This is a genomic window from Pseudoalteromonas sp. GW168-MNA-CIBAN-0100 (genome assembly GCF_040309225.1).
Classification (GTDB): Bacteria; Pseudomonadota; Gammaproteobacteria; order Enterobacterales; family Alteromonadaceae; genus Pseudoalteromonas; species Pseudoalteromonas arctica.
This window is the reverse complement of record NZ_JBEOOL010000006.1, coordinates 23,493-41,067: the sequence shown is the minus strand read 5'-3', so window position 1 is coordinate 41,067 and position 17,575 is coordinate 23,493. Positions and strand designations below refer to the sequence as shown.

The following is a 17,575-nucleotide window of genomic DNA, read 5'->3' as shown; positions in this document are numbered from 1 at the left end:
AAAAGCGCAGATAAACTGCGCTTTTGTAGTTAAATTAACTGGTTATACCAATGAATAGGTATTACAGGCTATTGCTCGCGTGCAATAGCACGGTAAGCTATATCAGTACGATATTCCATACCATCCCAGCTAATTTGTTTAACAAGCTCATAGGCGCGCTGCTGCGCTTGCGTAACGGTGTTACCAAGTGCTGTTGCGCATAATACGCGACCGCCTGCGGTTACAACGTCATTGCCACTTTGTTTAGTGCCTGCATGAAACACTTTTTCACCCGCAGGGTAATCAACTTTTAGCCCCGAAATTGCATCACCTTTAGGGTAATCACCAGGGTAACCTTTAGCTGCAAGTACAACACCAACGGCTGCGCGTGGGTCAAACTTAATCGTTGTTTTATCAAGTTCTACACGGTTAGCAGCTTCAATCAATTCAACTAGGTCTGATTGTAGACGTAGCATCATTGGTTGAGTTTCAGGGTCGCCAAAGCGACAGTTGTACTCAATTACTTTAGGGGTACCTGTTTCGTCAATCATCAAACCTGCGTATAAAAAACCGGTGTACGGATGGCCTTCGCTTGCCATCCCTTCTACCGTAGGGTAGATCACTTCGTTCATAATACGCTGGTGGATTTCATCCGTAACAACTGGCGCTGGTGAATATGCACCCATGCCACCCGTATTAGGACCTGCATCACCATTATATGCACGTTTATGATCTTGGCTTGTTGCAAAAGGTAATACGTTTTTGCCATCAACCATTACAATGAAAGACGCTTCTTCACCGTCTAAAAATTCTTCAATAACAACACGGCTTCCCGCATCGCCAAAAGCATTACCTGCAAGCATATCGCGAATAGCATCTTCGGCATCGGCTTCCGTCATTGCTACAATTACGCCTTTACCCGCAGCTAAACCATCAGCTTTTACAACAATTGGGGCGCCTTTTTCTTTTAAATAAGCAAGGGCTGGGTCAATTTGTTCAAACGTTTGATAATCGCCTGATGGAATATTGTGGCGTGCTAAAAAATCTTTAGTAAACGATTTAGAGCCTTCAAGCTGGGCTGCGCCTGCCGTTGGGCCAAAAATAGCCATGTTATGTTCACGAAACTTATCAACAACACCCAGTACTAACGGTATTTCTGGACCTACAATAGTAAGCTCTACATTGTTTTGCTGTGCAAAACTAAGTAAACCCTCTAAGTCGTCAACGTTTATTGCTACGTTTTCAAGTTTTGGTTCAAGTGCAGTACCTGCATTACCAGGGGCTACAAATACAGTATTTACTTTGGTGTTTTGAGCGGCTTTAAACGCAAGTGCGTGTTCGCGGCCGCCGCTGCCAATGACTAAAACATTCATGGCGAAAATTCCTATTTAAAGCGGTTTCTTAAATTTCAGCGTCATGCGGTCGCTTTCACCAATGGCTTTATATTTGTCAGCATCTTGTTCGCCGAGTCTTAAGCTTGGTGGTAGCGTCCATACACCTTTAGGGTGATCGGCTGTATCTTTTGGATTTGTATTTATTTCACTGCTTGCTACTAATTCAAACCCAGCTTGTTTAGCAAGGTCTACTACGTAGCTCTGCTTCATATAACCTGATGTTTTTTGATCTTCGTCAGCACGCTCTTCAGCTAAACGGTGTTCAACTAAACCTAATGTACCACCTGGTTTAAGGGCTTTATAAAAAGCTTGGAATGCACTTAATGCACCGCTTTTATCTTTGCCCATATACCAGTTATGTACATTACGGAAAGTTAAAACCATATCGGCACTGCCAGCTGGCGCAATATCTAAATGTGTTACAGGTGCAAACTCAGTAATTTTAACGCTACTAAAGCGCTCATCTTCAGCTACTTTTTGTTTAAAGCCCGCAAGAGAGCGTTGGTAGTAGCCAACTGATGAATCAGCAGGAAAGTGCGCGGCATAATAAGTGCCTTGCTCTTTTAGTGCTGGCGCTAAAATTTCACTATACCAACCACCGCCTGGCGCAATTTCAACAACTGTCATAGTTGGTTTAAAGCCAAAAAATGCTAGTGTTTGAGCCGGGTGACGATATTCGTCACGAACGCTGTTTTTAGCGCTACGTTCGCTTGATTGAAGTGCATGCTCGAGGCTCGATTCGTGGTTATGGCTAAGCGCCATAGTCGATGTCATCGTTAGTGTGGCTACAAGTAGCGATTTTAGCGCAAATTTCATTGTTTGTTCCTTCACATTATAATTTTAAATAGGTTATTGAATAATCAGAATACGTGAATTTATAGCAAACAAAAAGGGTTAAACCAACGTTTAACCCTTCGTGTGATTAGTGGCGGAAATGGCGCATACCAGTAAGTACCATTGCCATGCCAGCTTCATCAGCAGCTGCAATCACTTCTTCATCACGCATTGAGCCACCTGGCTGAATTACCGCAGTAATACCAGCGGCTGCTGCTGCGTCAATTCCATCACGGAATGGGAAGAATGCATCAGACGCCATAACTGAACCTTTAACTTCAAGGTTTTCGTCTGCAGCTTTTATGCCTGCAATTTTAGCTGAGTATACGCGGCTCATTTGGCCTGCGCCTACACCAATGGTCATACCGTCACGGGCATAAACAATTGCGTTTGATTTAACAAACTTAGCTACTTTCCAGCAAAATAGTAAATCTTTAAGCTCTTGCTCTGTAGGTTGACGTTTAGAAACAACTTTTAAATCGCCTTGCGTTACCATGCCTAAATCGCGGTCTTGAACTAAAATACCGCCGTTAACGCGTTTAATATCTTGGCCAGCGGCTTTACCTGTCCACTGTCCACATTCTAATAAACGAACGTTCTTTTTAGCTTCAACAATTTTTGCAGCGTCGCTCGAAATACTAGGTGCGATAATTACTTCAACAAACTGACGGTCAACAATTGCTTGTGCCGTTGCTGCATCTAGCTCTCGGTTAAAGGCAATAATGCCACCAAATGCTGATGTAGGGTCTGTTTTAAAAGCGCGCTCGTATGCTTGTAGAATATTGTCCCCAATTGAAACACCACACGGGTTAGCATGTTTTACAATTACGCACGCAGGTACGTCAAATTCTTTAACACATTCAAGTGCTGCATCGGTATCTGCAATGTTGTTAAACGAAAGGGCCTTACCTTGCAATTGAGTTGCTGTTGCAACTGATGCTTCAGCAATGTCACTTTCAACATAAAAAGCAGCATCTTGATGTGAGTTTTCACCGTAACGCATATCTTGCTTTTTAGTGAACTGCATATTGATAGTACGTGGGAATTTAGTCTCTACAGCAGCTTCCTCGGTGTAATCAGGAACCATTTTACCGAAGTAGTTAGCAATCATGCCATCGTATGCGGCAGTGTGCTCGTAAGCTGCAATCGCTAAGTCAAAACGTGTTTTATATGTAGTAGAGCCATTATTGTTTTGCATTTCACTAATAACACGGTCGTAGTCACTCGCGTTTACCACGATTGTTACGTCTTTGTGGTTTTTAGCGGCTGCACGAACCATTGTAGGGCCGCCAATATCAATATTTTCAATAGCATCTTCAAGGCTGCAGTTTTCTTGAGCGACTGTATTCGCAAAGGGGTATAAGTTAACTACAACTATGTCGATAGCAGAAATGTTGTTATCTGCCATTACGCTTTCATCTTGTCCGCGACGGGCTAATATGCCGCCGTGAATTTTTGGGTGAAGAGTTTTTACGCGACCATCCATGATTTCAGGGTGGCCTGTGTGATCTGATACTTCAGTCACTTTTATGCCGTTATCAGCAAGTAGTTTACATGTGCCGCCAGTTGATAATATATCAACGCCTTGCGCTTCTAGTGCGCGGGCAAATTCAACAATACCGGTTTTATCAGACACACTTAATAGTGCGCGACGAATGGGACGATGAGTATCCATTGTAGTTTGATTTCCTCAGTTAATGAGCTAGCTTAGAAGCGGGCATTTTAACTGATTACAACTCAAAAAACGACTTATAAAGCGCCGATGAGGGTGAGCATTTTGCAACTCGGCTATTAAACTACGGGCATAAAAAAAGCACCCTAGGGTGCTTTTTTAATAATTAGCTGTGATAAATCACAGCCAGCATATTAGTTCATGCCGTATTTTTTAAGCTTTTTACGTAAAGTACCACGGTTGATACCTAGTAAAATTGCTGCACGAGTTTGGTTACCACGTGTATATGTCATCACTTCTTCAAGTAATGGCGCTTCTAGCTCTGAAAGAACAAGGTCGTAAACGTCTTGCACATCTTGACCGTTAAGCTGCTTTAAATAGTGGTGAACAGCTTTTTTTACTGCATCACGCAATGGCTGCGGTTTCTCGTGTGACTGAACATGAGGGTTAGTGATAAATGGAGAAGTCACGTTTTGTTCGAACATTATTAAGTCTCTTTCTTTCTTAGTTAGCTGCTAGTGTTTTAAAGTATTGCTCTAATGCGACGACCTGTGCTTGTGGGTTGTCGAGCGCATTAAATACTCGCCTAAACTGACCATCACTGTCATGGGTTTGCAAATACCAAGATACATGTTTGCGAGCAATTCGCGCTCCCATTGGCTCACCGTAAAACAGATGGAGGTTTGTTAAATGCTCCATTAAAATACTGCGCACCTCTGCAATAGCAGGCGGCTGTAAGTGTTCCCCAGTTCGCAAATAGTGGTCTATCTCCCTAAATATCCAAGGGCGACCTTGGGCGGCTCGGCCAATCATAATGGCATCTGCACCCGTATAGTCTAAAACCTGTTTTGCTTTTTCTGGTGATGTAATATCACCATTTGCAACAACAGGAATCGACACTGAACGTTTTATATCCCTAATCGTGGCGTACTCAGCATCACCTTTGTACATACATGCGCGCGTACGCCCATGTACAGCAAGTGATGCAATGCCATAACGTTCAGCTATTCTCGCAATCTCTACACCATTACGGTTATCCGGATCCCATCCTGTACGGATTTTAAGTGTCACAGGTATATCAACAGCATTAACGACTGCATCAATAATCTCTTCCACAAGTTCAGGAAACTGTAATAAGGCAGAGCCTGCGAGTTTCTTGTTCACTTTTTTTGCTGGGCACCCCATATTGATATCTATGATCTGTGCACCGTTAGCAACATTGAATTGTGCGGCCTGCGCCATAAGCTCAGGATCTGCTCCTGCAATTTGCACAGCGCGTATACCCGACTCACCGCTGTGATCCATACGGTTCATCGACTTTTCCGTTTTCCAAACCTTAGGATTAGACGATAGCATTTCAGACACAGCAAGCCCCGCGCCTAAACGACGGCAAAGTTGTCTAAATGGTCTGTCTGTAATGCCAGCCATTGGCGCGACAATTACATTATTCTCAAGTTGGTATTTACCGATACGCACTATATTCAATAGGCCTCTTTTCAAGGGGCGCTAAGTTTACGGTTTTTTTCACAAAAATCAAAGGCTATAAATTGAACAAAAGTAACTTTTTTTTGCCCTTTTCGTATTGACATTTGATAACCACATGACAAGTAGGTTGATTTGTTTGAAATTTATACAAGTTTTATTTTTTACACAATAATCAGAAAACTTTTAATATGTAAAAAAATAGTAAAGCCTGTTAAATACAGGCTTTACATGCAGGTTTTGAGTTAATGCTCTAAATTTGGTTATGCAGTTTATTACGCTTTTTTAGTGCCACTTACTCGAGTCCAATCACCTTCAACGGCAATATCATCTAGTTCAATAAACGGTGCATAAATATCAGCAACTGATTGTGCTTGTTCTTCTAAAATACCCGACATGGCAATTTTGCCGCCAGGCTTTAATAAACCTAAAATTACACTGTGCAATTCACGAAGTGGCTGGGCTAATATATTTGCCACTACTATGTCGGCGGTAAACTCAGGTTGGTTTTCTGGAAGGTATACTTCAAGTTTGTCTGCAACGCCATTGCGGTTAGCATTATCGAGGCTTGCCTCAAGCGCTTGAGGATCAATATCAATCCCAATCATGCGCTCTGCGCCTAGTTTTATAGCTGCAATACCTAAAATGCCTGAGCCACAACCAAAATCAACAACCGTTTTACCTGTTAGATCTTGGCTTTCTAACCACTTAAGACACAAGGCCGTTGTTGCATGTGTGCCCGTACCAAAAGCAAGGCCAGGGTCAAGCAGTACATTTACTGCATCAGGATCTGGAATGTCGCGCCAGCTTGGACAAATCCATAGTCTTTCACCAAATTGAATAGGGTGGAAGTTATCCATCCATTCACGTTCCCAGTCTTTATCCTCAAGCTGCTCTATTTTGTATACTAAATTGTCTTTTAGTTCATCATGGCGTTTCAATAACGCAACGACTGCATTCATATCGTGATTAGCTTCAAACAAGCCAATTACTGTTGTATCAGCCCAAAATACAACGGTGCCAATTTTGGGTTCGTAAATAGGGGTGTCTTTTGCGTCAATAAAGGTTACTGAAGCACTACCCGCTTCCATTAATAGGTCACTTACTGCATCTGCTGTTGCAGCATTGGCGTTAATACGAATTTGGATCCAAGCCATGATTATTTCCTTCAAATAGAAAAAAGGCCGCTATAGCGGCCTTTTTAGTTTATATAGTAGCGCTAAATTATTTAGCGTCTAAAAAGCTTTTCAGTAAATCTGAGCGAGAAGGGTGGCGTAATTTACGCAGCGCTTTCGCTTCTATTTGACGAATACGTTCACGTGTTACGTCAAACTGTTTACCTACTTCTTCTAAGGTGTGGTCGGTATTCATATCAATACCAAAACGCATACGTAGTACTTTAGCTTCACGGGCTGTTAGGCCTGCAAGTACATCGTTAGTTGCGCCACGAAGAGACTCCATTGTTGCCGAATCAATTGGCGAATCAATAGTTGTATCTTCGATAAAGTCACCTAAGTGAGAATCTTCATCATCACCGATTGGTGTTTCCATTGAAATTGGCTCTTTAGCAATCTTAAGTACCTTACGGATTTTATCCTCAGGCATCATCATGCGTTCTGCTAATTCTTCTGGATTTGGCTCACGACCCATTTCTTGTAACATTTGACGAGAAATACGGTTAAGTTTATTAATCGTTTCAATCATATGTACTGGAATACGGATTGTTCTTGCTTGGTCAGCAATAGAGCGAGTGATTGCTTGACGTATCCACCACGTAGCATAAGTAGAGAACTTATAACCACGGCGATATTCAAACTTATCAACTGCTTTCATCAGACCAATGTTACCTTCTTGAATTAAATCCAAGAATTGTAAGCCACGGTTTGTATATTTTTTAGCTATTGAGATTACAAGACGTAAGTTAGCTTCAACCATTTCTTTTTTTGCACGGCGTGCTTTCGCTTCACCAATGCTCATTCGACGGTTAATGTCTTTAATACGCTCAATGCTTAAACCTGTTGTTTGTTCAATAACAGATAGTTTATTAATGCTACGAATGATTTCTGGCTTAACTTCTTCAAGTTTAGCTGAATACTTTTCGTTACCTGAAATTTCTAAATCTACCCATGAAGCGTCAGTTTCGTTGTTAGCAAAATGCTTAACGAATGTTTTCTTCGGTAATTTAGCAATTTGTACAGCTTGTTTCATGATTAGACGTTCTTGAACGCGAACACGATCCATCATTTCACGCATGTTATTTACCATGCGGTCAAACTGTTTAGGTATTAATTTAAAGGTTCTGAAAAGCTCACCAATTTCAAAAATGGCGGCTTGTGATTCAGGATGCGAACGACCTTTAGCTTCAAACGTATCACGTGCTTTATTGTATAAATCACGTAAATTTTCAAAATGAATGCGCGCTTCTTCAGGATCTGGCCCTGTGTCTACTTCTTCTTCATCTTCGTCATCGCTATCAGCATCATCTTTGTCATCTTTATCGTCATCAAGTTGCTTAGCACTTAATTCTGAACCGATATTAGTTGCTGAAATTGGCGCTGTATCTTCATTAGGATCGATAAATCCAACGATGATATCGCTTAAACGCATTTCTTCAGCTTCAAACTTATCCCACTGCTCTAGCAGGTAAGTGATTGCTTCAGGGTACTCTGCAACAGAAATCTGTACTTGGTTAATGCCTTCTTCGATACGTTTAGCGATTACAATTTCGCCTTCACGTGTAAGAAGTTCAACAGTACCCATTTCACGCATGTACATGCGAACCGGATCCGTTGTACGGCCGATTTCTTTTTCTACAGTCGCAAGGGCTGCAGCGGCAGCTTCAGCTGCGTCTTCGTCTGTCGTTGTTTCTTGCATCATTAATTCATCAGCATCAGGCGCGTTTTCGCTAACCTTGATACCCATATCATTAATCATGCTTATGATATCTTCTACTTGATCTGAGTCTATAATGTCTTGTGGAAGGTGATCATTTACTTCTGCAAAAGTTAAGTAGCCTTGCTCTTTACCTTTTTGAATCAGAAGTTTTAATTGTGACTGAGGAGTTGGATCCATAGAGATTGTTTCTTCCACTCTGATAAGTTGATACAACAGGCGCCATCATGTAGTTTGCATTAAAGCCAACTAGAATAATGTGACGCAGTGAATAGCACAGTATAACAGTTTAAATCAATTTTGACTAGCTGTTAGTGGCTTTTAACGCTGTCATTAACAAATGACACTCAAGTCTTTCGTCGCTACTAAGGCCTTGTGTCTTGTCCTTTATTAATAGGGTCTCGAGTCGATAATTTAAACACTGATCTTCAATAAACTTGAAAGTATTTTTAAAAACCGTCTCTAAACGCTCTTCATTTATGTCGTGTTGCCACGTTGCAAGCTTGATTAAGGGCTCGTAATCTTCAGTTCCTCTAAAAAATTCGAGTAGTTGCGCTGTGGTAATGCTTTCTTTTTCTAAAGCTTGCTCTTGTAAGCGTAATAATAGCCCTATACCAGCAATATTCATTTGTGCGAGTTCAGGCAAATATGGCACATTTTTAGCCAAATTAGGATGTTGAATTAAAATACCAATCGCTTGACGCATTGGTGTTATTTTAAACTTACGTTCAATCGAATGCTGTTGCTTTGGCGTTTTTAAACGGTTATTTAATTGCTCACGCGTTCTTCCGATTAAACGCCCTAACTGTTCAAGAATGTTTTCTTGATAAAATTCACTTGGGATTTTTTCAATGAGTGGAAGTGCTGCACTGAGTAATTTAGCTTTTCCTGAGTCGAGTGTTAAATCAACTTCTTGGCTTAATTTATTAAACAATACTTTGGTAAAGTCATCTGCTTGGCTTAGGCGCAATTCGAATTGCTCCTTACCTTCTTTTTGTACAAGAGAGTCAGGGTCTTCGCCATCGGGTAAAAAAGTAAATTGCAGTGCTTTACCGTCATTTAAATAAGGAAGTGCGTTTTCAAGCGCCCTCCAAGCTGCATCACGGCCAGCTCTGTCGCCATCGTAACAACAGATTACTTTATCTGTTGTTCTAAACAGCGTATGCATGTGCTCGCTTGTTGTTGCGGTACCTAGTGATGCAACGGCATATTCAATCCCTTGCTCGGCTAAGGCAACAACATCCATGTAACCTTCCACAACCATTACATGCTCAAGTTTTTTATGGGCTTGCTTTGCTTCATAAAGTCCGTAAAGCTCAAAGCCTTTATGAAAAATTCGGGTCTCCGGCGAGTTTAAATATTTTGGCCCTTGGTCGGCTTGCATTACACGCCCACCAAATGCAATAACGCGTCCGCGTTTATCGCGAATAGGGAACATTAATCGGTCGCGGAAAAAATCAAATTGTCTGCCTGGTGTTTTTTCTGAAGCTAGCTTTAATTCAACTAATTGCTCTTTTTGTTCTTTATTACGGCCAAGCTGAAGACATAATCCATCCCATTCGCTGGGGGCGTAGCCAATCATAAACTTTTTAACTGTTTCACCACTTAAACCACGACCTTTTACATATTCAATAACGGCGGCAGAATTACTGTGGTGTTTTAATTGGTGCTGATAAAAGCGCGCAGTATGAAGCATTAAATCGTAATCAGAGCGCTTTTGCGCAGCAGTACGTTCTGGTGCTGAGTTTGTGCCTTGTTCTCGAGGTACTTCTAAGTTAAGCATGCTTGCTATTTCTTCAATAGCATCTACAAACTCAAGCTTTTCATACTCCATTACAAACGAAATAGCATTACCATTAGCACCACAACCAAAGCAATGATAAAACTGTTTGTCTTGCGATACGGTAAATGAGGGCGATTTTTCGTTATGAAATGGGCAGCAAGCTTGATAATCCTTACCTGCTTTTTTTAGACCTACTTTTGAGTCTATCAGGTCGACAATATCGGTTCTGGCAAGTAAATCGTCTATAAAGTTACGTGGGATCTTTCCAGCCATTAGTAAAATACAGTCCTGAAATAATAAGAAGAATAACGAATATGAAATTTACTTTTTTATACTTGCTTGATGCAAAGTATAGCGTGCTTTAACTTACCAAAATGATAGCAAAATAAATAGGGAAGCTATAAAAAATTTCATTTTAAAGTAACCTAGTAGGTGTACTTTTTATTAAAGTTAAAAACAAAGAAACCGAGCGCAAGGCTCGGTTCACTTCAATCATACTTTAATGTATGTGGGAGTATTAGGCAGTTAATCGTTGCTTAATTAAACCAGAGATTTTGCCCATATCGGCACGACCTTCGGCTTTGCTTTTGATTATACCCATTACTTTACCCATGTCTTGCATACCTGCTGCGTTAGTATCAGCAATAGCCGCATCAATGAGAGCAATGATTTCTTCTTCACTCAATTTTTGAGGTAAGAAAGTTTCAAGTGCTACTATTTCATTGGCTTCAATATCAGCTAAATCATCACGCCCAGCATCTTTGTACTGAGTGTAAGAGTCACGACGTTGTTTAACAAGCTTCACTATAACGGAGGTAATACCTGCGTCGTCTAGTTCTATGCGCTCGTCAATTTCACGTTGCTTGATTGCAGCAAGTACCATACGAATAGGGTTAAGACGTAATTTGTCTTTAGCTCTCATCGCATCTTTTTGCGCATCTTTTAGCGTTATTAAAAGGCTCATTTATACAAGACCTAATATATTAGTATAATTTAACGCGACGTGCGTTATCACGAGAAAGTTTTTTCATGTGACGTTTTACTGCAGCAGCTTTTTTACGCTTACGCTCAGCTGTTGGTTTTTCATAGTGCTCGCGACGACGAACTTCTGAAAGGATTCCTGCTTTTTCACATGAACGCTTGAAGCGACGAAGTGCTACGTCAAACGGTTCGTTCTCTCTTACTTTAATTACTGGCATTAAAAATTCACCTACCTAAATTATGAGCGTTGCTCAAGTTGATCAAACATTGATCAAGTGGTTCAAAAATGGTGCGGTATTGTAATCCGAAGCAACACCACATGTAAAGGACAATATTAACAGAAACGCATCATGTAAAACAGTATTAATTTGCTTGGCGCTGGTAGAGTTTGCAAAACACTTGGCCTGCCTTTTTTTCTTTAATTAACAACCAGTTGCTCGGGTTCTTGAAGGTGGTTAACTCTGTTTCTACTTCAACATAAATTAATGCATCATCGCTTAACCATTGGTTTTTTTCTAATAAATCGCAGGTTGTTTGCGCTAAATCTTTACGAAATGGTGGGTCAACAAATACAAGATTAAACGCTTCGTTTGTGTTTTTTTGCTCTAAAAAGGAGAGTGAATTAGTATGTTTAACGTATGCGTTGTCGAGCTTTAAAGTGCTAATGTTTTGTTCTAATTGCTTGGCAGCTGACGAGTCGAGCTCGATAAATGTGGCGTTTTTAGCAAATCGAGATAGCGCTTCAAATCCTAACCCACCAGAACCTGCAAAACAATCAAGTACATTTGTGTCACGCGTATCTTGCATTAGCCAATTAAATACAGTTTCTTTAATTCGATCGGTAGTAGGTCTTAAGCCTTCTACATTTTTAACAGGGAGTTTTCGGCCTCGAAATTGGCCACTAATCACTCTAATAAAGCCATCACTGGGCTTGTTAGTAGCTTTATTTTGCGTTGTTTTTTTTCTCATTTAGCTCACTAAAAAATGGTATATGGTATCTAGCTCAGATAATATTATGGGTGATTACGTGTAGCTTCATTTTTCAACCGTATTAAAAGTGTTACTATTGAACACTTACGTTTTGAATGGTTGTATTTATTAGCAACTATTGCTGGGCATTGCCAAGCTATTTCAAATTTTAGTTTATCAGATTTTTATAAGTGGTTATTAGCAAGTATGACAAAAAAAAGTAAATTCATGTCGTGGCTCGGTTTTGGCAAGTCAGATAAAAAAGAAGCAGAGCAAAAAGCAGCCGCTGATAAACAACAAGCATTAGCGCAAGAAGAAGCGCAGAAGCTAGAGCAAGAAAAACTTGCACAGCAGGCTGAAACTGAACGTTTACAAGCAGAAGCCGAAACAGAGCGCTTAGAGCAGGAGCGTATTGCTGCTGAACAAATTGAAGCTAAACGTTTAGAGCAAGAAACGCTAGCACAGGAGCAAGCTGAAGCTGAACGTTTAAAAGCAGAGGCCGAAACAGAGCGCTTAGAGCAGGAGCGTATTGCTGCTGAACAAATTGAAGCTAAACGTTTAGAGCAAGAAAAGCTAGCACAGGAGCAAGCTGAAGTTGAACGTTTACAAGCAGAAGCCGAAACAGAGCGCTTAGAGCAGGAGCGTATTGCTGCTGAACAAATTGAAGCTAAACGTTTAGAGCAAGAAAAGCTAGCACAGGAGCAAGCTGAAGCTGAACGTTTAAAAGCAGAAGCCGAAACAGAGCGCTTAGAGCAGGAGCGTATTGCTTCTGAACAAATTGAAGCAAAACGTTTAGAGCAAGAAAAGCTAGCACAGGAGCAAGCTGAAGCTGAACGCTTAAAAGCAGAGGCCGAAACAGAGCGCTTAGAGCTGGAGCGTATTGCTTCTGAACAAATTGAAGCAAAACGTTTAGAGCAAGAGCGTGCTGAAAACGCGGAAAAGATTGCCATTGAGCAGGCCAATGCTGAATTACTTGCAAAACAACAAGCTGATGCAGAAGCGCAAAGACAAGAACATGCACAACGTTTAGCCGATCAAGAAACGCAGATGCTGTTAGAGCAAGAGCGATTGGCTGCAGAAAAAATAGAGGCTGAGCGACTAGAGCAAATACGCCTTGAAAAAAAGGATGAAGCTGTAAAGGCTGAAAAGCTTGCAATAGAGCAAGCGAATGCTGAGTTATTAGCAAAAGAACAAGCAGATGCTGAAGCACAAAGACAAGATCAAGCAAAACGTTTAGCAGAACAAGAAGCACAAATGCTTTTAGAGCAAGAGCGTATTACTGCTGACAAAGTTGAAAATGAACGTTTAGAACAAGAACGTATTGCGGCTGAGAAAGCTCAGAACGAGCGTTTAGAGCAAGAGCGCATTGCGGCTGAAAAAGCAGAAAATGAACGTTTAGAGCAAGAACGCATTGCTGCTGAAAAAGCAGAAAATGAACGTTTAGAGCAAAAGCGCATTGCGGCTGAAAAAGCAGAAAATGAACGTTTAGAGCAAGAGCGCATTGCAGCGGAAAAAGCAGAAAACGAGCGTTTAGAGCAAGAACGCATTGCTGCTGAAAAAGCAGAAAATGAGCGTTTAGAACAAGAACGTATCACAGCAGAACTTGCAATTGAAGAAGCTAAAGAAGCTAAAAAAGCAGAAAAGCCGAAAAAAGAAGGGTTTTTCTCTCGTCTTAAAAAGGGCTTGTTAAAAACTCGCGTTAATATAGGTTCTGGCTTTGCATCTATTTTTAGTGGTAAAAAAATAGATGACGAATTATTTGAAGATCTTGAAACACAGCTACTCACCGCCGATTTAGGCGTTGATACCACCATGAAGTTGATTGATAGCTTAACTGATGCTGCAAACCGTAAGCAGTTAAAAGATGGTGATGCGCTTTATGAGTTAATGAAACAAGAAATGGCGGCGATGCTAAAAACGGCTGAACAGCCTTTAGTAATTACCAAAGATAAGAAGCCATTTGTTATTTTAATGGTGGGCGTAAATGGCGTTGGTAAAACAACGACTATTGGTAAGATGGCTAAGCAATTTCAAAGCGAAGGTAAGTCGGTTATGCTGGCTGCTGGCGATACGTTTAGAGCGGCTGCTGTTGAGCAACTTCAGGTTTGGGGTGAACGTAACAGCATTCCTGTTATTGCACAGCATACGGGTGCAGATAGTGCATCGGTTGTTTTTGATGCATTCCAAGCTGCAAAAGCACGTAATATAGATGTGTTAATTGCAGATACAGCGGGTCGCTTGCAAAATAAAGATAACTTAATGCAGGAGCTTGAAAAAATAGCTCGTGTTATGAAAAAAATTGATCCTGATGCGCCGCACGAAGTGATGCTAACCATTGATGCTGGCACAGGTCAAAATGCAATTAGCCAAGTGAACTTATTTAATCAATGCGTTGGCTTAACTGGTATTACGCTTTCAAAACTTGATGGAACTGCAAAGGGTGGTGTTATTTTTGCGGTTGCAGATAAGTTTAATATTCCAATTCGTTACATTGGTGTTGGCGAAGGTATTGATGATTTACGCGCTTTTAAAAGCGATGACTTTATTGATGCGTTATTTAGCCAAGATGAGGACGACGTTTAATTTACCAAAAGAGGGAGCTTGCTCCCTTTTTAATTGCGAGGAATACCAATTTTATTAGTAAACTAATTGAATTGGCATAATAAAAAGATGATAAATTTTCAGCAAGTAAGTAAGACTTATCCTGGAGGGCACCGCGCCCTCGAAAAAGTTAATTTTCATGTTAAACCGGGTGAACTTGCCTTTTTAACCGGCCACAGTGGTGCGGGTAAAAGTACGTTGCTTAAGTTAATTAGCTTAATGGAACGTCCATCGGCAGGCAGTGTATTTATCAACGGTGTTGATTTAAATAAAGTAAACTCGCGTCAAATTCCTTATGCTCGCCGTGATATAGGTATTATTTTTCAAAACCACCGTTTACTAGAGCGCTATACTATTTTTGATAACGTGGCACTGCCTCTTATTATTGAGGGTACTCACCATAAGCAAATAGCTAAACGTGTTCATGGTGCGCTTGATAAAGTAGGCCTGATAGACAAAATAAAATGTCATCCGTCTATGCTCTCTGGAGGCGAGCAGCAACGTGTTGGTATTGCCAGAGCAATCGTAAATTCCCCGCCAATTCTGTTAGCCGATGAGCCTACAGGTAACCTAGACCCTGAGCTTTCAATGGAAATCCTAAAGCTGTTTGAGGACTTTAATAAACACGGCACCACTGTTCTTATAGCGACGCATGACTTAGGTTTGGTTGCACGTATGAAGTACCGCAGTCTAACCTTAAAAGATGGCCGCATGCTTCAAGATCCGCTCGCTGAGGGAGCACTATGAGTTTACTTTTTAAAAGTCGTCAAAATAGTAACGACAAGCAAAAAAAATCAGTATTAGCTGGCGGTTATTTTTTCATTATTAATATTTTTCGCCAAGGTGTTCATAGCTTAGGTGAAATGTGGCGTACGCCGCTTGCATCTATGATGACTATTGCTGTACTTGGTTTGAGCCTAACGTTACCTGCAACACTTTATCTCGTTGTTAAAAACGTACAGCAAGTAAGTAGTGGTTTTGAAGAAGCGAGTGAAATATCGTTGTTTGTAAAAGAAAGTATGAACGAGCAAGAAACGCAAACATTAGTAAAGCGTTTAGCACTTTATCCAGAAGTGGAAAGCGTTGAATTTATATCAAAGCAAAAAGCACTAACAGAATTTAAAGACGTATCTGGCTTTGGGCAAGCTTTAGAGTACTTAGATAAAAACCCATTACCTGATGTGGTACTTGTTACTCCTACAAAACGTCACAGACACCCAAATGCGGCTAAAGTACTGCTAACTAAATTAGAAAGTGAACGTGAAGTTGATTTTGGTAAGCTCGATATAGCGTGGCTAGAGCGTTTAAATGCATTACTAGATTTACTGAAAGAAAGTGTAATAACCATCGCATTATTACTGCTTACCTCAGTGACGCTTATTATTGGTAACACCATCCGTTTGTCGATCATGGATAAAAAAGAAGAAATACAAGTAATGAAGCTAGTCGGCGCAACTAACACCTTTATACATGCCCCATTTTTGTGGACCGGTATTTGGTATGGTGTAATAGGTGGTTTATTTGCCTTTATATGCGTAGGACTAATGATGTGGTGGCTTTCAAGCGCTGTGAGCAGTGTAGCGGGGGTGTATCAAACAAGCTTCTCGTTAATTGGATTATCGCTTAATGAGCTCGGCTTTTTAGTGTTACTTGCAACAAGCTTAGGATTTGTAGGCTCGTACCTTTCTGTAAATCGATATATTAAAGAAATAGAACCCGATAAAGTATAAACAATCCTGCAAACTATAAGTGAACCAACCCAGCTTGATATGCGTATCGTACCGAACTGGGTTGTACCTCCTGTTATTAAAACTGTCATATTTATGTACTATCCTCCCATGAAGTAATGAGTTGTAAATAAGGTGATGCAGCGAGGTTAACCTGCTGCAGCCCCTCAATTCATCACTTATTCAGTCGCTTGTAGTAGACTAAACACATACTAAAAACTGCTTGATTTATACTTTAAAAAAGTTTTAAATTGGGGTTAGCACTCTTAAAGAAAGAGTGCTAAGATAGTTTCAAATGTTTATCACCGAGGTGAAAAATGAGTAAAGATTTATACGCAATGGCACTTACAGTCGGACAACAAAGCGCAAGCATGGACGGTTACCTTCAAGCGGTAAGCACTATTCCTATGCTTAAAGTTGAACAAGAGCAAGAACTTGCTAAAAAGCTTCAGGAAGAAGGCGATCTTAGTGCTGCCAAGCAACTCATTATGTCGCATTTACGCTTTGTAGCACATATTGCTAAAGGCTACTCGGGATACGGCTTACCACAAGCTGACCTTATTCAAGAAGGTAATATAGGCCTGATGAAAGCGGTTAAACGTTTTGACCCTACAGTCGGTGTACGTTTAGTATCGTTTGCAGTGCATTGGATTAAAGCCGAAATTCATGAGTTTGTGCTTAAAAATTGGCGCATAGTTAAAGTTGCAACCACTAAAGCGCAACGTAAATTGTTTTTTAATCTCCGTAAAAACAAAAAGCGTTTAGGTTGGTTTAATCAAGCTGAGGTTAGCACCGTTGCTAGCGAGCTAGGTGTGAGTGAAAAAGAAGTACGTGAAATGGAATCGCGCATGAGCGGCCAAGACATGGGCTTTGACCTAACGGGCGACGATAACGACGACGCACCAACAAGCACGTACTCTCCAGTACAATATTTAACAGATGGCGCAGCTGATTTAGCTGACGACGTTGAACAAGAGCAGTGGAAAGAGCAAGCGCATACTCGTTTATTTAGCGCACTTAAAACACTAGACGAACGTTCACAAGATATTGTTAGCGCACGTTGGTTGTCGGATGATAAAGCGACTCTTCAAGAGCTTGCACAAAAGTACAGTGTATCTGCTGAACGTGTTCGCCAGCTTGAAAAAACAGCGATGAAAAAATTACAAAGCGCTATGAGCTAAACACAGTTCAAGCTGCAAAATTTAAAAAGCCCTGCATGAAAATGCGGGGCTTTTTGCTTTCGCGTCAGTTGGTTTGAGAG

Annotated in this window: 15 protein-coding genes; 4 read left to right on the top strand and 11 right to left on the bottom strand. The window is 40.8% G+C overall.

Translation table 11 applies throughout. The features are described from left to right. Positions 1-68: 68 nt before the first annotated feature. The 11 genes from purD to rsmD all read right to left on the bottom strand — a co-directional run bounded on the left by purD (position 69) and on the right by rsmD (position 11,986). Positions 69-1,352 (bottom strand): phosphoribosylamine--glycine ligase, encoded by a 1,284-nt coding sequence (purD, locus tag AAEY62_RS04910; RefSeq protein WP_024590607.1) that lies wholly within the window; start codon positions 1,350-1,352, stop codon positions 69-71. A gap of 15 nt (positions 1,353-1,367) precedes the next feature. Next, entirely contained in the window at positions 1,368-2,189 is an 822-nt protein-coding gene (locus AAEY62_RS04905) for a class I SAM-dependent methyltransferase (protein WP_024590608.1), read from the bottom strand. 106 nt (positions 2,190-2,295) lie between these two features. Beyond that, entirely contained in the window at positions 2,296-3,882 is a 1,587-nt protein-coding gene (gene purH, locus AAEY62_RS04900) for a bifunctional phosphoribosylaminoimidazolecarboxamide formyltransferase/IMP cyclohydrolase (RefSeq protein WP_007586526.1), read from the bottom strand. Positions 3,883-4,073: 191 nt separating this feature from the next. Then, a complete protein-coding gene (gene fis / locus AAEY62_RS04895) occupies positions 4,074-4,364 on the bottom strand; it encodes a DNA-binding transcriptional regulator Fis (protein ID WP_002957804.1) in 291 nt (96 codons plus the stop codon). A gap of 19 nt (positions 4,365-4,383) precedes the next feature. Continuing rightward, complete coding sequence (gene dusB / locus AAEY62_RS04890) at positions 4,384-5,355, bottom strand: tRNA dihydrouridine synthase DusB (RefSeq protein WP_010553368.1); 972 nt, start codon at positions 5,353-5,355, stop codon at positions 4,384-4,386. 281 nt (positions 5,356-5,636) lie between these two features. After that, complete coding sequence (gene prmA, locus AAEY62_RS04885) at positions 5,637-6,518, bottom strand: 50S ribosomal protein L11 methyltransferase (RefSeq protein ID WP_024590609.1); 882 nt, start codon at positions 6,516-6,518, stop codon at positions 5,637-5,639. 67 nt (positions 6,519-6,585) lie between these two features. Further along, entirely contained in the window at positions 6,586-8,433 is a 1,848-nt protein-coding gene (rpoD, locus tag AAEY62_RS04880; protein ID WP_007586533.1) for an RNA polymerase sigma factor RpoD, read from the bottom strand. A gap of 124 nt (positions 8,434-8,557) precedes the next feature. After that, complete coding sequence (gene dnaG, locus AAEY62_RS04875) at positions 8,558-10,309, bottom strand: DNA primase (RefSeq protein ID WP_007586534.1); 1,752 nt, start codon at positions 10,307-10,309, stop codon at positions 8,558-8,560. 244 nt (positions 10,310-10,553) lie between these two features. Beyond that, on the bottom strand, positions 10,554-11,000 hold the full coding sequence (locus tag AAEY62_RS04870) for a GatB/YqeY domain-containing protein (protein ID WP_024590610.1): 447 nt from the start codon (positions 10,998-11,000) through the stop codon (positions 10,554-10,556). Positions 11,001-11,019: 19 nt separating this feature from the next. Beyond that, positions 11,020-11,235 carry a 30S ribosomal protein S21 gene (gene rpsU / locus AAEY62_RS04865; RefSeq protein WP_002957797.1) on the bottom strand — a complete coding sequence of 72 codons (216 nt, stop codon included), beginning with the start codon at positions 11,233-11,235 and terminating at the stop codon, positions 11,020-11,022. Positions 11,236-11,380: 145 nt separating this feature from the next. Further along, on the bottom strand, positions 11,381-11,986 hold the full coding sequence (gene rsmD / locus AAEY62_RS04860; protein ID WP_007586536.1) for a 16S rRNA (guanine(966)-N(2))-methyltransferase RsmD: 606 nt from the start codon (positions 11,984-11,986) through the stop codon (positions 11,381-11,383). 228 nt (positions 11,987-12,214) lie between these two features. On the opposite strand from rsmD, the gene ftsY reads away from it, so the two are divergent. From ftsY to rpoH, 4 genes are all read left to right on the top strand, one after another. Then, entirely contained in the window at positions 12,215-14,569 is a 2,355-nt protein-coding gene (gene ftsY, locus AAEY62_RS04855; RefSeq protein ID WP_442960168.1) for a signal recognition particle-docking protein FtsY, read from the top strand. 87 nt (positions 14,570-14,656) lie between these two features. Continuing rightward, a complete protein-coding gene (gene ftsE, locus AAEY62_RS04850; protein ID WP_007582842.1) occupies positions 14,657-15,334 on the top strand; it encodes a cell division ATP-binding protein FtsE in 678 nt (225 codons plus the stop codon). Further along, the gene (gene ftsX / locus AAEY62_RS04845; protein WP_007582840.1) at positions 15,331-16,317 is read left to right on the top strand and encodes a permease-like cell division protein FtsX; all 987 of its coding nucleotides are present in this window, start codon (positions 15,331-15,333) and stop codon (positions 16,315-16,317) included. The genes ftsE and ftsX overlap by 4 nt, the downstream gene beginning before the upstream one ends. A 314-nt stretch (positions 16,318-16,631) precedes the next feature. Further along, positions 16,632-17,495: an RNA polymerase sigma factor RpoH gene (rpoH, locus tag AAEY62_RS04840; RefSeq protein ID WP_007582838.1), complete on the top strand. Its 864-nt coding sequence runs from the start codon at positions 16,632-16,634 to the stop codon at positions 17,493-17,495. Positions 17,496-17,575 lie beyond the last annotated feature (80 nt).

What these genes read in the sequence shown, in the direction of transcription:
- ftsY (WP_442960168.1), top strand. Translation starts at nt 12,215, where the DNA reads ATGTCGTGGCTCGGTTTTGGCAAGTCAGATAAAAAAGAAGCAGAGCAA.
- purD (WP_024590607.1), bottom strand. Translation starts at nt 1,352, where the DNA reads ATGAATGTTTTAGTCATTGGCAGCGGCGGCCGCGAACACGCACTTGCG.
- AAEY62_RS04870 (WP_024590610.1), bottom strand. Translation starts at nt 11,000, where the DNA reads ATGAGCCTTTTAATAACGCTAAAAGATGCGCAAAAAGATGCGATGAGA.
- AAEY62_RS04905 (WP_024590608.1), bottom strand. Translation starts at nt 2,189, where the DNA reads ATGAAATTTGCGCTAAAATCGCTACTTGTAGCCACACTAACGATGACA.
- ftsE (WP_007582842.1), top strand. Translation starts at nt 14,657, where the DNA reads ATGATAAATTTTCAGCAAGTAAGTAAGACTTATCCTGGAGGGCACCGC.
- rsmD (WP_007586536.1), bottom strand. Translation starts at nt 11,986, where the DNA reads ATGAGAAAAAAAACAACGCAAAATAAAGCTACTAACAAGCCCAGTGAT.
- rpoH (WP_007582838.1), top strand. Translation starts at nt 16,632, where the DNA reads ATGAGTAAAGATTTATACGCAATGGCACTTACAGTCGGACAACAAAGC.
- prmA (WP_024590609.1), bottom strand. Translation starts at nt 6,518, where the DNA reads ATGGCTTGGATCCAAATTCGTATTAACGCCAATGCTGCAACAGCAGAT.
- dnaG (WP_007586534.1), bottom strand. Translation starts at nt 10,309, where the DNA reads ATGGCTGGAAAGATCCCACGTAACTTTATAGACGATTTACTTGCCAGA.
- rpoD (WP_007586533.1), bottom strand. Translation starts at nt 8,433, where the DNA reads ATGGATCCAACTCCTCAGTCACAATTAAAACTTCTGATTCAAAAAGGT.
- fis (WP_002957804.1), bottom strand. Translation starts at nt 4,364, where the DNA reads ATGTTCGAACAAAACGTGACTTCTCCATTTATCACTAACCCTCATGTT.
- ftsX (WP_007582840.1), top strand. Translation starts at nt 15,331, where the DNA reads ATGAGTTTACTTTTTAAAAGTCGTCAAAATAGTAACGACAAGCAAAAA.
- purH (WP_007586526.1), bottom strand. Translation starts at nt 3,882, where the DNA reads ATGGATACTCATCGTCCCATTCGTCGCGCACTATTAAGTGTGTCTGAT.
- rpsU (WP_002957797.1), bottom strand. Translation starts at nt 11,235, where the DNA reads ATGCCAGTAATTAAAGTAAGAGAGAACGAACCGTTTGACGTAGCACTT.